Below are 14,079 nucleotides of genomic sequence, written 5' to 3'. Positions count from 1 at the left end.
ATAGCGCCGGAGGCCATGCGCAAAAGCGCTGGCGCCGGCTTTTCCTTCAAGCCCCGCGTACCCGCCGCGCGACACATGCCCCAACCCTTTGCGGGGTTGTCGCTGTCTGCGCGGCCCCTGCGCTCTTAGCATCCCCACCATGAGCACCACCCATTTCGGTTTCCAGACCGTGGACGAAAACGACAAGGCGCGCCGCGTGCGCGGGGTTTTCGATTCCGTCGCCTCCAGGTACGACGTCATGAACGACCTGATGTCGGGCGGCCTGCACCGTGCGTGGAAGGCCTACACCGTGATGGTCGCCAACCTGCGCGAGGGCCAGCGCGTGCTGGACATCGCCGGCGGCACGGGCGACCTGGCGCGCGCCTTCGCGAAGAAGGTGGGCGCGAGCGGCACGGTGGTGCACACCGACATCAACGAATCCATGCTGCGCGTGGGGCGCGACCGCCTCATCGACGAAGGCACCGTGCTCCCCACGCTGGTCTGCGATGCCGAGCGGCTGCCGTTCCCCGACAACCATTTCGACGTGGTGAGCGTGGCCTTCGGCCTGCGCAACATGACCCACAAGGACGTGGCCATCGCCGAGATGTGCCGCGTGCTCAAGCCGCGCGGCCGGCTGCTGGTGCTGGAGTTCTCGCAGGTGGCCAAGCCGCTGCGCAAACCCTACGACTGGTACTCCTTCAAGGTGCTGCCGCGGCTGGGCAAGCTCGTGGCCGGCGACGACGCGAGCTACCGCTACCTGGCCGAGTCGATCCGCATGCATCCGGGCCAGGAAGAACTCAAATCCCTCATGCAGAAAAATGGCTTTGGGCATGTGGACTATCACAACATGACTGGCGGCATCGTGGCCCTGCATGTTGGAATCAAGTGCTGAACTGGGACGAAGCACGCGTTTCGGATAACTAAACGGATGGAGATGACATGATGAAATTCTGGTCTGTGGCTTTGGTGGCGATGCTCGCGGTGGTGCACCTGGACGCCGACGCGCGCCGCATGGGCGGCGGCAAGTCGGTCGGCAAGCAGTCGAGCAACGTGACGCAGCGCGAGGCCGCGACCCCGCCGGCCACGCCGGCGGCTCCCGCACAGAACGCGGTGGGCACCAGCCCCGCCAACGCAGCCGCGGCGAAGCCGGCGGCCGCACCGAACGCGGCGCCCGCCGCTGCCCCCAAGAAGCCGTGGGGCGCGATGCTGGGCGGCCTTGCCGCGGGCCTGGGCCTGGCATGGCTGGCCCATTCCCTCGGGCTGGGCGCGGCCTTCGGCAATTTCCTGCTGATCGCGCTGCTCGCGCTCGTGGCATTCGCGGTGATCGGCATGGTCATGCGCTCGCGCAGGCCGGCTTCCGCGGCAGCGGCCGGCGGCGCGCCCTTCGCCTTCCAGGGTGCCGGCGCCGCATCGCCGTCCGATGCGGCCGTGCCGCGCCAGTACAGCCCGCAGAACGTGGGCAACGATGCCTCCGCGCGCCCCTTCGAGCGCAGCGGCATGGCGTTCGACACGTCCCGTGCCGCCGGCGCCGGCAGCGGCGTGGTGATCGGCTCCGCGCTGTCCGGTTCGCAGAACTGGGGCATCCCGGCCGACTTCGACACGCAGGGCTTCCTGGACGCCGCCAAGCGCAACTTCGTGACGCTGCAGGCCGCCTGGGACCGCTCGGACATCGCCACGCTGCGCTCGATGATGACCGACAGCATGGTCGATGAAATCCGCGCGCAGCTCGGCGAGCGCGAATCCCTGCGCGGTGCCAGCCAGCCCAACCACACCGACGTGGTGATGCTGGAAGCGCAACTGCTGGGCATCGAGGACCTGGGCGACGGCTACATGGCCAGCGTGGAGTTCTCCGGCATGATCCGCGAGGAGCCCTCCGCAGGCCCGAGCCCGTTCCGCGAGGTCTGGAACATGACCAAGCCCAAGAGCGGCACCAGCGGATGGCTGGTGGCGGGCGTGCAGGCGCTGCAGTGAAACCTGCGGGGCCGGTCCGCCGCGCGGCGGGCCGGGCTCCAATGGCACGGGCCGTGTACGGGCAAGCTTTCGGGCATCCGGGCGAGTTCGGGGAATAATCGGGGACTATGGCAGCACCACAGTCCCCTTTTTCGTTCCTGGACGGCCTCTTCGAGCGCCTGGCCAGCGGCCCCCAGCCCCCGCAATGGCTGGTGCATGAGGTGCAGCACCGCCTGGTGCTGCTCGTCAACCACGTGCTCATGCAGGAACCCGAGGCCATGGAACGGCTCGTGCGCCAGAGCGGCAGGGTGGCGCGCGTGCAGTGGCGCGTCTATTCCATGTCCCTGCGCGTGACCCCGGCCGGTCTGTTCGACCTGGCAGGCGAGGCGGCCGTGCCCGACCTGCGCATGGAGATCACCGACACCTCGCCGCTGTCGCTCGCCCAGGCCGCCCTGCGCGGCGACAAGCCGGCCATCCGCATCGAGGGCGACGTGCAGCTGGCGGCCGAGATCCAGTGGCTGGTGGACCATGTGCGCTGGGATCTCGAGGAAGACCTGTCGCGCCTGGTGGGCGACACGCCGGCGCATGCGATCTGCACGGCCGCGCGGCGCGCCGCGCAGGCGCTCAGGCAGTTCGTGGGCATGCGCATGGGAGGGCGTCCTCCCGCGGACGGCTCCGCCCAGGCGGCGGCTCCCGGTTCCGACCGCGGCGTTCCATGAGCCGGCTTTTCCGCGGCGCCACCATCGTCTGGGTGGTGCTGCGCTATGGACTGGATGAACTGGTACTGACGAGCTTCCAGAAGCCCTGGCTTCGGCTGCTGGCGCGCATCGTCTCCTTCGGCCGCAAGCTGGATGCGCCGCGCGGGCAACGCCTGCGCGAGGCGCTGGAGCGGCTGGGGCCCATCTTCGTGAAATTCGGGCAGGTGCTGTCCACGCGGCGCGACCTGCTGCCGCCGGACATCGCCAACGAACTCGCGCTGCTGCAGGACCGCGTGCCCCCCTTCGACCCGGACGTGGCCGTGGCCACCATCGAGCGCGCCTTCCGCCGGCCCGTGGGCGAAGTGTTCGTTTCGTTCGAGCGCGTGCCGGTGGCGAGCGCCTCCATCGCACAGGTGCATTTCGCCGTCGTGCGCGACCGCCACGGCGTCGAGCGCGAGGTGGCCGTGAAGGTGCTGCGGCCCGGCATGCTGCCCGTGATCGACAACGACCTGGGGCTCATGCGCGCCATGGCCGGCTGGGTGGAGAGCCTGTCGGCCGACGGCAAGCGCCTGAAGCCGCGGCAGGTGGTGGCGGAGTTCGACAATTACCTGCACGACGAGCTGGACCTGATCCGCGAGGCTGCCAATGCGGCGCAGTTGCGCCGCAACATGGAGGGCCTGGGCCTGGTGCGCATCCCGGAAATCCTCTGGGATTTCTGCCACCCTGAAGTGCTGGTGATGGAGCGCATGAAGGGCGTGCCGATCAGCCAGATCGAGCGGCTGCGTGCGGCCGGAGTGGACATCCGCCAGCTGGCGCGCGACGGCGTCACCATCTTCTTCACCCAGGTCTTCCGCGACGGCTTCTTCCACGCGGACATGCACCCGGGCAACATCCAGGTGAGCCTGGAGCCGGGTTCGTTCGGCCGCTACATCTCGCTGGATTTCGGCATCGTGGGCTCGCTCACCGAGTTCGACAAGGAATACCTCGCGCAGAACTTCACCGCCTTCTTCCGCCGCGACTACAAGCGCGTGGCGGAATTGCATGTGGAGAGCGGCTGGGTGCCGGCCGACACGCGCATCAACGAACTGGAGTCGGCCATCCGCGCCGTGTGCGAGCCGTACTTCGACCGTCCGCTCAAGGAGATCTCCCTGGGCATGGTGCTGATGCGGCTGTTCCAGACCTCCCGCCGCTTCCACGTGGAGATCCAGCCGCAGCTCGTGCTGCTGCAGAAGACGCTGCTCAACATCGAAGGCCTGGGCCGCCAGCTCGACCCGGAGCTGGATCTCTGGAGCACGGCCAAGCCGTTCCTGGAGAAGTGGATGCTCGACCAGATGGGGCCGCAGCGGCTCTGGCGCGAAGTGAAGGCCGAGTCGCCGCATTTCGCGAAGATGCTGCCCGAGCTGCCGCGCCTGCTGCACGACTACCTGCGCCACAAGCCGCACGATCACCGGCGCGAGATGCAGGAATTGCTCGCGGAGCAGCGCCGCACCAACCGGCTGCTGCAAAGCATCATCTACGGTGGCATGGGTTTTGTATTGGGACTGCTGGCGTTGCAGTTCCTGATCCGCATCCGGTTCTTCCACTAGGCCCCCGCAGCGCCGCCTGCACATCCTCCCCATCCACAACCTCACTTCGCGACATCGAGGAGCATGCCGTGCTGCTGACCCTGGTCATCGTCTATCTGCTGATCACCATCGCCATCGGGCTGGTGGCGGCCAAGCGCGTCAAGAACACGGCGGATTTCGCCATCGCCGGGCGCCACCTGCCGCTCTACATGATCATCACCACCACCTTCGCGACCTGGTTCGGTTCGGAGACGGTGCTGGGCATACCCGCCAAGTTCATCCAGGGCGGCCTGGGCAACGTGGTGGAAGACCCTTTCGGGGCCGGCTTCTGCCTGATCCTGGTGGGCATCTTCTTCGCCGCGAAGCTCTACCGCATGACGCTGCTCACGATCAGCGACTACTACCGCGAGCGCTACGGCCGGGCGGTGGAGATCATCTGCTCGCTCATCATCATGCTGAGCTACCTGGGCTGGGTCGCGGCGCAGGTGACGGCGCTGGGGCTGGTGTTCAACCTGCTCTCGGGCGGCGCCATCAGCGTCCCGGTGGGCATGGCGATCGGCGTGGTGTCCATCCTCGCTTACACGCTCTTCGGCGGGATGTGGTCGGTGGCGGTGACCGACTTCATCCAGATGATCATCCTGGTGGCGGGCCTGGCCATCATCGCGGTCTTCGCGGGCGAAATGGCGGGCGGGGCCGGCAAGGTGATCGACTTCGCCGCGAGCCGCGACCTGTTCCGTTTCCTGCCGGAGCCGAAATTCCACGACGTGGTGTTCTTCATCGCGGCCGGCATCACCATGATGTTCGGTTCGATCCCGCAGCAGGACGTGTTCCAGCGCGTGATGTCCGCCAACAACCTGAAGGCCGCCACGCGCGGGCCCGTGATCGGCGGCATCTGCTACATCCTGTTCGCCTTCGTGCCCATGTTCCTCGTGGCCAGCGCGCTCATCATCATGCCGACCGAGACGGCGGCGCTGCTGCAGGACGATCCGCAGAAGGTGCTCCCCACCCTGGTGCTCGAGAAGATGCCCTTCGTGATGCAGGTGCTCTTCTTTGGTGCGCTGCTGTCGGCGCTCAAGTCCACCGCCTCGGCCACGCTGCTGGCGCCCAGCGTCACGTTCACCGAGAACATCTGGCGCCAGTTCCGCCCCTCCGTGACCGACCGCGAGCACCTGCGCACCATGCGCATCAGCACCCTGGTGTTCAGCCTGCTGGTGCTGGCCTATTCGATCCGCATGCAGGGCACGTCCATCTACGAACTGGTGTCCGGCGCCTACCAGGTGCCCCTGGTCGGCGCCTTCGTGCCGCTGGTGTTCGGCCTGTACTGGAAGCGTGCCACCACCCAGGGCGCGCTGTGGGCCATCGTGCTGGGCCTGGGCTTCTGGCTGGCCTTCATGGCGCTGCCGGTGGGCGAGGTGTTTCCGGCGCAGCTGGCCGGCCTGCTGGCCGCCGTCGCCGGCATGCTCGCCGGTTCGCTGGCACCCCAGTGGGTGGGCAACCGCCACGCATCCCACCACCGCGTGGTGGGAGCGGAGTGAGCCGCGCGGGCCGCGAAAAGAGGGCCGGCAGGTCCGCCGGAGCGCCTGCCTATAATTGAAGGTTTTGCAAACCCTCCTTCGCGCCTTCAATAGCACGGTAAAAAATGCCTATCTATGCCTATAAATGCGGCTCCTGTGGCCATGCCAAGGATGTGCTGCAGAAGATCTCCGATGCCCCGCTCACGGTCTGCCCCGCCTGTGGCGCCGAGACGTTCTCCAAGCAGGTCACGGCCGCCGGCTTCCAGCTCAAGGGCTCGGGCTGGTACGTGACCGATTTCCGCGGCGGCAGCGGCGGCGGCACCAGCGCCCCCGCGCCGGCCGCCGAAGGTGCCGCGGCACCCGCTCCCGTCCCCGCGGCTGCACCTGCTCCAGCGCCGGCAGCCTCCGCCGCGGCGCCTGCCGCACCCACCTCCAAGAGCTGAACGCCCATCGATGTCCGCTTTGCGCAAATGGCTGTTCACGGGCCTGCTGGTGATCGTGCCCGGCGTGATCACCGCCTGGGTCCTGCACTGGATCATCAGCACGCTCGACCAGACGCTGCAGATCCTTCCCGAGAACTGGCAGCCCGACCGGCTGCTGGGCTTCCACATCCCCGGCTTCGGCGTGCTGCTCACGCTCGCGATCCTGCTCACGGTGGGCGCGCTGGCCAGCAATTTCGCGGGCCGCAAGCTGGTGGAGTGGGGCGACGCGCTCGTGAGCCGCATCCCGGTGGTGCGCTCGATCTACTCGAGCGTCAAGCAGGTCTCGGACACGCTGTTTTCCGAAAGCGGCAACGCCTTCCGCACGGCGGTGCTCGTGCAGTGGCCGCGCGAGGGTGTCTGGACCGTCGCGTTCATCACCGGCACGCCCAGCGGCGAAGTGGCCGCCTACCTGCGTGACGGCTACGTCAGCGTGTACGTGCCGACGACGCCCAATCCGACCGGCGGCTATTTCGTGATCCTGCGCAAGAGCGACTGCGTCGAGCTCGACATGAGCGTGGATGCCGCGCTGAAGTACATCGTGTCGATGGGCGTGGTGGCGCCTCCGGACCTCACGCTCCCCGATTCCAAGTAACCCTTTCCCTTTCGGCGCGTCCCGCACGGTCGCGCTCGATACCTCCCTCCAGTTTGGGCGCCCTTCGCGGGCGCAGGAAGAAGCACCCATGGCCATGCGTTCCCACTATTGCGGTCTCGTCACCGAAGCCCTGATGGGCCAAACCGTCACCCTCGCGGGCTGGGTGAACCGCCGCCGCGACCATGGCGGCGTGATCTTCATCGACCTGCGCGACCGCGAAGGCAACGTGCAGGTGGTGTGCGACCCCGACCGTGCCGACATGTTCAAGACGGCCGAAGGCGTGCGCAACGAGTTCTGCGTGCAGGTCAAGGGCCTGGTGCGCGCGCGCCCCGAGGGCACGACCAACGACAGCCTCAAGAGCGGCAAGATCGAGGTGCTGTGCCACGAGCTGAACGTGCTCAACCCCTCCGTGACGCCTCCGTTCCAGATGGACGACGAGAACCTGTCGGAGACCACGCGCCTCACGCACCGCGTGCTGGACCTGCGCCGCCCCTACATGCAGCGCAACCTGATGCTGCGCTACAAGACGGCGATCCAGGTGCGCAACTTCCTGGACAAGGAAGGCTTCATCGACATCGAGACGCCCATGCTGGGCAAGAGCACGCCCGAGGGCGCGCGCGACTACCTCGTGCCCAGCCGCGTGCACGACGGGCAGTTCTTCGCGCTGCCGCAGTCGCCGCAGCTCTACAAGCAGATGCTGATGGTGGCCGGCTATGACCGCTACTACCAGATCACCAAGTGCTTCCGCGACGAGGACCTGCGCGCCGACCGCCAGCCCGAATTCACGCAGATCGACTGCGAGACCTCGTTCCTGGACGAGGAAGAGATCCGCGCGATCTTCCAGCGCATGGTCACCGAGGTATTCAAGACCCAGCTGGGCGTGGACCTGGGCGAGTTCCCGATCATGACGTACCAGGACGCGGCGTTCCGCTTCGGCTCCGACAAGCCGGACCTGCGCGTGAAGCTCGAATTCACCGAACTCACCGAGGTCATGAAGGACGTGGACTTCAAGGTGTTCTCCGGCGCGGCCAACATGCAGGGCGGCCGGGTGGTGGCCCTGCGCGTGCCTGGCGGCGCACGCGAGAACGGCGGCCTGTCGCGCGGCGAGATCGATGCGTACACCGAGTTCGTGAAGATCTACGGCGCCAAGGGCCTGGCCTACATCAAGGTCAACGAACTGGCGAAGGGCCGCGACGGCCTGCAATCGCCGATCGTGAAGAACATCCACGACGCGGCCATCGCCGAGATCCTGAAGCGCACCGGCGCGCAGGACGGCGACCTGCTGTTCTTCGGAGCCGACAAGACCAAGGTGGTCAACGACGCGATCGGCGCGCTGCGCCTGAAGATCGGCCACAGCGAGTTCGGCAGGAAGAACGGCCTGTTCGAGAACGTCTGGGCGCCGCTGTGGGTGGTGGACTTCCCCATGTTCGAATACGACGAGGACGACGCGCGCTGGGTGGCAGTGCACCATCCCTTCACGGCGCCCAAGGACGGCCATGAAGACCTGATGGACACGGACCCGGGCAAGTGCCTCGCCAAGGCCTACGACATGGTGCTGAACGGCTGGGAACTGGGCGGCGGTTCGGTGCGGATCCACCGTGCCGAGGTGCAGAGCAAGGTGTTCGCGGCCCTCAAGCTCACGCCCGAGGACGCCCGCGCCAAGTTCGGCTACCTGCTGGACGCGCTTCAGTACGGTGCGCCCCCGCACGGCGGGCTGGCTTTCGGCCTGGACCGCCTCATCACGCTGATGACGGGCGCCGAGTCGATCCGCGACGTGATCGCCTTTCCCAAGACGCAGCGCGCGCAGGACCTGCTCACGCAGGCGCCGAGCCCGGTGGACGAAAAGCAGTTGCGCGAGCTGCACATCCGCCTGCGCAACCCGGACGCCGCCAGGGCCGCCTGACCGGAGGCCGGCAACGGTTGGACCCGACATGGCAGGGGCCTCGCGGCTTCTGCCATTTTTTTATGCGAGGAACCTGTCACATGCGGAATTTCTCGAAGGGCGCCGCGGCCCTGGCGGCGGTGCTGGCCCTCGCGGCCTGCGGCGAGAAGAAGACGGAACTGGGCGAGGGCGGTTCCGTGGTCAGCGGTTCGGCCGGCCCGCAGGGCGCGCGCAATGCGGCGCATGAACTGGTGCGCTGCGACGCGCCGGTCGCCACGCTGGCGCTGGCCGAGAACCCGAACGGCTACGTGATGGGCTCGGCCTACCAGTTGCCGGCCTCGCCCGTGCCGCTGGTCAAGCTGCTCGCCCAGCAGAGCGGGTGTTTCCGCGTGGTGGACCGCTCCGCCGGCCTGCGCGGTACGGTGCAGGAGCAGGACCTGCGCGAGGCGGGCGTGCTGCGCAAGGACACCACGGTGCACAAGGGCCGGGGCTACGAGGCGCAGTACACGCTGACCCCGAGCGTCACTTTCAGCGAGCAGGACGCCGGGCGGGGCCTGGGCGGGATCCTCGCGATGATCCCCGGTCTGCGAGACATGGCCGGCCTCATCGGCCTCGCGGAGCAGGTCAAGTTCAAGGAGGCCCAGACGGCCCTGCTGCTGTCGGACAACGAGACGACGGAGCAGGTGGCCGCCGCCACGGGCTCTGCCCGCACCACCGACCTGGGCGTGGGCGGGCTGGTGCTGGGCCGCCTGGGCGGCGGCGCAGGGGCCGGCTGGAGCAATACCAACGAGGGCAAGGTGATCGCCGCGGCATTCCTCGATGCGCACAACCAGCTCGTGGCGCAGGTGCGCGCGCTGCAGGCGAAGGAGTTGCCGCCGGCGGTGCCCGTGCGCACGCGCCCGGTCGGCGGCTGAGGCGGTCGATGGAGGTGCTGCCCGCCACCTTCAAGCTGCCCGAGTCGGTGCTGGTGGTGATCCATACGCCCGCGCTCGAGGTGCTGATGATCCGCCGCGCTGGTGGTGGCGAGCCGCACTGGCAGTCCGTCACGGGCAGCAAGGACTGGCCGGAGGAAACCTTCGAAGCCGCAGCGGTCCGGGAGGTGTTCGAGGAGACCGGCATCGACGCGCGCGCACCGGGGCATGTGCTGACCGACTGGTTCCTGGAAAACGAGTACGACATCTGGCCCCAGTGGCTGCACCGCTATGCGCCGGGCGTGGTGCGCAACCGCGAGCGGCTGTTCGGGCTGTGCGTGCCGGCGGGTACGCCGGTCGTGCTGAGCCCGCGGGAGCACGATGCCTGGCAGTGGCTGCCCTGGCGCCAGGCCGCGCTGGCCTGCTTCTCGCCATCGAATGCGGAGGCCTGCCTGTGGCTGCCCCGGTTCGCCGGGCGCCACGGGCCGGGCAGCGCCGGGTGAGTGTGCGGCCGGGGACTCAGACCGGGCGCAGGCGCAGCATGCCGGCGGCATCCTCCGCGCCACCCTCGTCCGCGCCGGACTCCCGGGCCGGGGTGGCCGTGTCCGCCCTGGCCGCCGCAGGGGCAGGGGCCCGGCCGGAGCGCAGCACCAGTTCCCCGGGCTTGCGTTCCGTTCCCTGGCCGAGCATGGCCCGGGCAGGGGCATGGCCGCAGCGTGCGCGCAATGCGTCGATGCGTTCCTGGCGATCGGAGGCCACGGCGGCGTCCAGCCGGGCGGCGTAGCGCGTGAGCACCTGCTGCGCGAGGTCCAGCAGCTTGGTGTTCAGCGTGGCTTCCGCATGTACGAGGAGCTGGTCCACCGCGCCCGCGGGATCGCCACCCAGGCTGCGGGCGATGGCTTCCTCGGCTGCCCGGTTCACCCGTGGCAGGCAGGCCCGAAGGGCTTCCGCGTACTCCGGGCAGAGGCTGCCCGCGCGTGCCAGCAGTTCGCAGAGGCTGCGCGTGTTGGAGTAGCGCATGCCCAGCGATTCGACCCATCCGGGGGCGTCCTGCAGGTCGATGGAGGTGCGTGTCAGCACGGCCAGCAGCCCCACCAGGTTGCACGCGGCCTCGAAGTCGAAATCCGGGGCCGCGGCCTCCGCGGCCATTCCGCGCACGCCGGCCACCGCCTGCGCGAACTGCCGCTGCAGGATCAGCTGCAGGGTGCGGACCACGTTCTCGAAGCGCAGCAGGCGGTGGCTGGCCGGATGGCGCTCGCGGATGCGGGCGAAATCCGCCATGCAGCGCTCCAGCCCCTTGCGGTCGGTCGTGTCGAAGTAATTGAACGCGAGCAGCACCACCGACTGGTAGTCGAAGAGCTTGGAGTCCAGGCCGAGCACGGCAGCACGGGAGAGCATCTTCGTGGCGGTATCGTGGTCTCCGAGGTAATAGGCCATCATGCCCAGCTTCTGCAGCCTCACGACGGAGTCGGGCGTGAGCTGCGCCGCGGTGCGGTAGGTGCCCAGCGCCTCCTCGAACTGGCCCATCTCGACCTGCGCGCGCCCGAGGACATCGTAGGCGTCGGCGAACGATGCATCGTCGCTGATGATGCCCTGCAGGGTGGTGACCGCCCGCGGCGCCTGGCCGGCCTCGATCTGCGAGCGTGCCACGCCCAGCTTGGCCCAGGGCAGGGCGCGTGCCTCGATCACGGCCTCGAACAGCGTGCGGGCCTCGTCGTGCCGGCCCAGCCGCAGCAGCAGTTCGCTGCCGATGCGCGCGGCATAGAGCCAGTAGGGCTGGCGCGTCTCGAAGCGCTGCACGCAGAGCTTTGCCGCACCCTCGAAGTCTTCTTCGCCGATCGCGTCGAAGATGGGCCTGAGGTGGTTCTTGCGCAGCCGCGCCAGCGACAGCCGTTCGAACAGGGCGCTGGGCGTGAACGGCTTGAGCAGGTAGCCGTCGAGGGCGGATTCGGCCGCTTCGGCCACCGCTGCGTACGATGCCTCGGCCGTCACCATGAAGAAGACCGTGGAAAAAGGCAGCAACTGCGCCCGGCGCAGGTCGTCGAGCAGCGTCTGCCCGGACTGCCCCGCCTCCGGGAAGTACTGCTCGCACAGCACGTAGTCGAACAGGTTGTGCTCCAGCCGCGCGCGTGCGTCCTGTACCCTGCTGCACTGCACCACGCGCGCGATGCCGTACTCCCGCAGCTGCGCCACCAGGATGCTGCGCGAAGTGGCATTGCCATCGATGACCAGGGCCTGCGATTCGGCGAGGTGGGCGGCTTTGGCGCTGGACATGGAAGGCCGCGGCGCGGCGTCGGAGGAGTGGGAGAGGCGACGTACCAGTGTAGGGCCTGGCGGCCGGAAGCGGGAGAGGGAAAGTGCGAGAGGCCGTGCGGCTGCGCCACAATCGCGCCATGGAACCATGGGACGTCTCCGACGGCGCAGGCATTCTCCGGATTGCCACCTACAACATCCACAAGGGCGTGCAGGGCCTGGGCCCCGCCCGCCGGCTCGAGATCCACAACCTCGGCCATGCGGTCGAACAGCTGGACGCCGACATCGTCTGCCTGCAGGAGGTGCGCAAGGTGCACCGGCGCGGTGCACTGCACTTCCCGCGCTGGCCGGAGTTGTCCCAGGCCGAATTCCTCGCCCCGGAGGGCTATGAAGCCGTCTATCGCACCAATGCGTTCACGCGCCATGGCGAGCACGGCAATGCGCTGCTCACGCGCTGGCCGGTGATCGGCCACCAGCACGAGGACATGTCGGACCATCGGTTCGAGCAGCGGGGACTGCTGCATGTGGAGGTCGAGGTGCAGGGCCGCCGCGTGCACGCCATCGTGGTCCACCTGGGCCTGATCCCGGGCAGCCGGGTGCGGCAGGTGGCGCAGCTGCAGCGTTTCGTGGCGCGGGAAGTACCGCCCGGCGCGCCGCTGGTCGTGGCGGGGGACTTCAACGACTGGGGCCAGCAGGTCAAGCACGCGCTGGCGGCGTTCGGCCTGCGCGAATACGACGGGGAGCCGCGCGCGCTGACCTATCCCGCACGCCTGCCGCTGGTGCAACTGGACCACGTGTACGTGCGCGGCATGGAGCCCATGGGCCTGCACGTGCCGCGCGGCCGCATCTGGTGGCGCATGTCCGACCACCTGCCGCTGATCGCGGAATTCCGGCTGTGACGCCGCCGGCCCCGCGTTCCGCCGCGCCGGCGGCCGCCCCTGCACCGCAGCGGGGCGTACCGCGCTTCACCCTGCGCCGGCGCCGCGTGGCACCGGCGGCCTTGTCCGGCGGGCACCGCGTGGCGTTGCTGCAGGGCTCGGCGGAGCTGTTCTCCGCCCTGGTGGCCGACATGGATGCGGCAATCTCGGACATCCAGTTCGAAACCTACATCTTCGATTGCACCGGCTCCGGCGCCGACATCGCGGAGGCGCTGATCCGCGCGGCCTGCCGGGGCGTGCGCGTGCACCTCGTGGTGGACGGGGTGGGCACGGGCCGCCTGTGCTCGCCGTGGCCCGAGCGCTTCGAGGAGGCGGGCGTGCGCATGCAGGTGTACTCGCCGCTGGGCCCGCTGGGCCTCTTGCTGCCCAGGCGCTGGCGGCGGCTGCACCGCAAGCTGTGCGTGGTGGACGGCTACGTGCTGTACTGCGGCGGCATCAATGTGCTGGACGACCTGCACGACCCCAACCATGGCGCACTGGAGTCCCCGCGGTTCGATTTCGCCGTGCGGGTGGAAGGCCGCCTCGTGGAAGAGGCCGGCGAAGCCATGGAGCAGGTCTGGTGGCGCCTGCAGGCCACGCGCGACGCGCGGCAGCGCCGGCTGGCCGAGCTGATGCGCGATCTGCGCGCCGCCGCGCAGGCGCGCCAGGCGGAGCGCATGGCCCGGGAGACCGAGCCCGGCGGGGCCGCGGCGGCGCACGGGCTGCGCGCCGGGCTGCTGCTGCGCGACAACCTGCGCAACCGCAGCCGCATCGAGCGCGCCTACCGCCGCGCCATCGGCAACGCCCGCCACGAAGTCATCATCGCCAACGCCTACTTCCTGCCGGGGCGCAAGCTGCGGCACGCGCTCGTGCTGGCCGCGCGCCGCGGCGTGCGCGTGCGGCTGCTGCTGCAGGGGCGCTACGAATATTTCATGCAGTACCACGCGGCACGCCCGGTCTATGGCGCGCTGCTGGCGGCCGGGGTGGAAATCCACGAGTACGCGCCGAGCTTCCTGCACGCCAAGGTGGCGGTGATCGACGCGCAGGGCGAGCATCCCTGGGCGACCGTCGGTTCGTCCAACCTCGATCCGCTGTCCATGCTGCTGGCGCGCGAGGCGAACGTGGTCGTGGAGGACGCGGGATTCGCGCGGGAGCTGCGCGCGCGGCTGGTGGACGCCATGGAGCACGCCGGCCGGCAGTTGGACCCGCAGGCCTACGGGGCGCGCCCCTGGGGGCAGCGGCTGCGCGACCGGGTGGCGTTCGCGCTCATGCGCCTGGCCTTGTGGGTGACCGGCAGCCGGTATTGAGGCGGCCTTCGCTAACGGGTGGTTGCTAT

At 69.0% G+C, this 14,079-nt stretch carries 13 protein-coding genes; 12 read left to right on the top strand and 1 reads right to left on the bottom strand.

Going from position 1 to position 14,079, the window contains the following annotated elements:
• Window positions 1-139: 139 nt before the first annotated feature.
• The 10 genes from ubiE (at window position 140) to nudB (ending at window position 10,076) form a co-directional block, all read left to right on the top strand.
• Window positions 140-871, top strand: coding sequence for a bifunctional demethylmenaquinone methyltransferase/2-methoxy-6-polyprenyl-1,4-benzoquinol methylase UbiE (ubiE, locus tag ACGHC0_RS18710; protein ID WP_368352400.1), 732 nt, complete (start codon window positions 140-142; stop codon window positions 869-871).
• Between the two features lie 47 nt (window positions 872-918).
• Complete coding sequence (locus ACGHC0_RS18705) at window positions 919-1,950, top strand: Tim44 domain-containing protein (RefSeq protein ID WP_368352399.1); 1,032 nt, start codon at window positions 919-921, stop codon at window positions 1,948-1,950.
• A 107-nt stretch (window positions 1,951-2,057) separates the two neighbouring features.
• A complete protein-coding gene (locus ACGHC0_RS18700) occupies window positions 2,058-2,648 on the top strand; it encodes a hypothetical protein (protein WP_415266429.1) in 591 nt (196 codons plus the stop codon).
• A complete protein-coding gene (gene ubiB, locus ACGHC0_RS18695; protein ID WP_368352397.1) occupies window positions 2,645-4,213 on the top strand; it encodes a ubiquinone biosynthesis regulatory protein kinase UbiB in 1,569 nt (522 codons plus the stop codon). Before ACGHC0_RS18700 ends, ubiB begins: the two co-directional genes overlap by 4 nt.
• Window positions 4,214-4,281: 68 nt before the next feature.
• The gene (locus tag ACGHC0_RS18690; protein WP_368352396.1) at window positions 4,282-5,727 is read left to right on the top strand and encodes a sodium:solute symporter family protein; all 1,446 of its coding nucleotides are present in this window, start codon (window positions 4,282-4,284) and stop codon (window positions 5,725-5,727) included.
• Window positions 5,728-5,831: 104 nt separating this feature from the next.
• Entirely contained in the window at window positions 5,832-6,149 is a 318-nt protein-coding gene (locus tag ACGHC0_RS18685; protein WP_415266428.1) for an FmdB family zinc ribbon protein, read from the top strand.
• Window positions 6,150-6,159: 10 nt separating this feature from the next.
• Window positions 6,160-6,780: a DUF502 domain-containing protein gene (locus ACGHC0_RS18680; protein WP_019702129.1), complete on the top strand. Its 621-nt coding sequence runs from the start codon at window positions 6,160-6,162 to the stop codon at window positions 6,778-6,780.
• 88 nt (window positions 6,781-6,868) lie between these two features.
• A complete protein-coding gene (aspS, locus tag ACGHC0_RS18675; protein ID WP_368352394.1) occupies window positions 6,869-8,683 on the top strand; it encodes an aspartate--tRNA ligase in 1,815 nt (604 codons plus the stop codon).
• Between the two features lie 80 nt (window positions 8,684-8,763).
• Window positions 8,764-9,576 (top strand): CsgG/HfaB family protein, encoded by an 813-nt coding sequence (locus ACGHC0_RS18670; protein ID WP_415266427.1) that lies wholly within the window; start codon window positions 8,764-8,766, stop codon window positions 9,574-9,576.
• An 8-nt stretch (window positions 9,577-9,584) separates the two neighbouring features.
• Complete coding sequence (gene nudB / locus ACGHC0_RS18665; protein WP_415266426.1) at window positions 9,585-10,076, top strand: dihydroneopterin triphosphate diphosphatase; 492 nt, start codon at window positions 9,585-9,587, stop codon at window positions 10,074-10,076.
• A gap of 16 nt (window positions 10,077-10,092) precedes the next feature.
• On the opposite strand, the gene ACGHC0_RS18660 is transcribed toward nudB, so the two are convergent.
• The gene (locus tag ACGHC0_RS18660) at window positions 10,093-11,847 is read right to left on the bottom strand and encodes a response regulator (RefSeq protein WP_415266425.1); all 1,755 of its coding nucleotides are present in this window, start codon (window positions 11,845-11,847) and stop codon (window positions 10,093-10,095) included.
• A 119-nt stretch (window positions 11,848-11,966) separates the two neighbouring features.
• On the opposite strand from ACGHC0_RS18660, the gene ACGHC0_RS18655 reads away from it, so the two are divergent.
• Together ACGHC0_RS18655 and clsB are read left to right on the top strand one after the other, a co-directional pair.
• Complete coding sequence (locus ACGHC0_RS18655; protein WP_415266424.1) at window positions 11,967-12,725, top strand: endonuclease/exonuclease/phosphatase family protein; 759 nt, start codon at window positions 11,967-11,969, stop codon at window positions 12,723-12,725.
• A 71-nt stretch (window positions 12,726-12,796) separates the two neighbouring features.
• Complete coding sequence (gene clsB, locus ACGHC0_RS18650) at window positions 12,797-14,050, top strand: cardiolipin synthase ClsB (RefSeq protein WP_415268436.1); 1,254 nt, start codon at window positions 12,797-12,799, stop codon at window positions 14,048-14,050.
• Window positions 14,051-14,079: the final 29 nt, after the last annotated feature.

This window comes from Acidovorax sacchari, assembly GCF_042847045.1.
In the GTDB taxonomy this organism is placed as follows: Bacteria; Pseudomonadota; Gammaproteobacteria; order Burkholderiales; family Burkholderiaceae_C; genus Paracidovorax; species Paracidovorax sacchari.
This window is presented reverse-complemented; position numbering and strand designations above follow the sequence as displayed.

Bases quoted from the DNA above. Each gene is read 5' to 3' on its own strand.
- ubiB (WP_368352397.1), top strand. From the start codon at position 2,645: ATGAGCCGGCTTTTCCGCGGCGCCACCATCGTCTGGGTGGTGCTGCGC.
- ACGHC0_RS18660 (WP_415266425.1), bottom strand. From the start codon at position 11,847: ATGTCCAGCGCCAAAGCCGCCCACCTCGCCGAATCGCAGGCCCTGGTC.
- ACGHC0_RS18670 (WP_415266427.1), top strand. From the start codon at position 8,764: ATGCGGAATTTCTCGAAGGGCGCCGCGGCCCTGGCGGCGGTGCTGGCC.
- ACGHC0_RS18705 (WP_368352399.1), top strand. From the start codon at position 919: ATGATGAAATTCTGGTCTGTGGCTTTGGTGGCGATGCTCGCGGTGGTG.
- ACGHC0_RS18680 (WP_019702129.1), top strand. From the start codon at position 6,160: ATGTCCGCTTTGCGCAAATGGCTGTTCACGGGCCTGCTGGTGATCGTG.
- ACGHC0_RS18700 (WP_415266429.1), top strand. From the start codon at position 2,058: ATGGCAGCACCACAGTCCCCTTTTTCGTTCCTGGACGGCCTCTTCGAG.
- aspS (WP_368352394.1), top strand. From the start codon at position 6,869: ATGGCCATGCGTTCCCACTATTGCGGTCTCGTCACCGAAGCCCTGATG.
- ACGHC0_RS18655 (WP_415266424.1), top strand. From the start codon at position 11,967: ATGGAACCATGGGACGTCTCCGACGGCGCAGGCATTCTCCGGATTGCC.
- ACGHC0_RS18685 (WP_415266428.1), top strand. From the start codon at position 5,832: ATGCCTATCTATGCCTATAAATGCGGCTCCTGTGGCCATGCCAAGGAT.
- ubiE (WP_368352400.1), top strand. From the start codon at position 140: ATGAGCACCACCCATTTCGGTTTCCAGACCGTGGACGAAAACGACAAG.
- nudB (WP_415266426.1), top strand. From the start codon at position 9,585: ATGGAGGTGCTGCCCGCCACCTTCAAGCTGCCCGAGTCGGTGCTGGTG.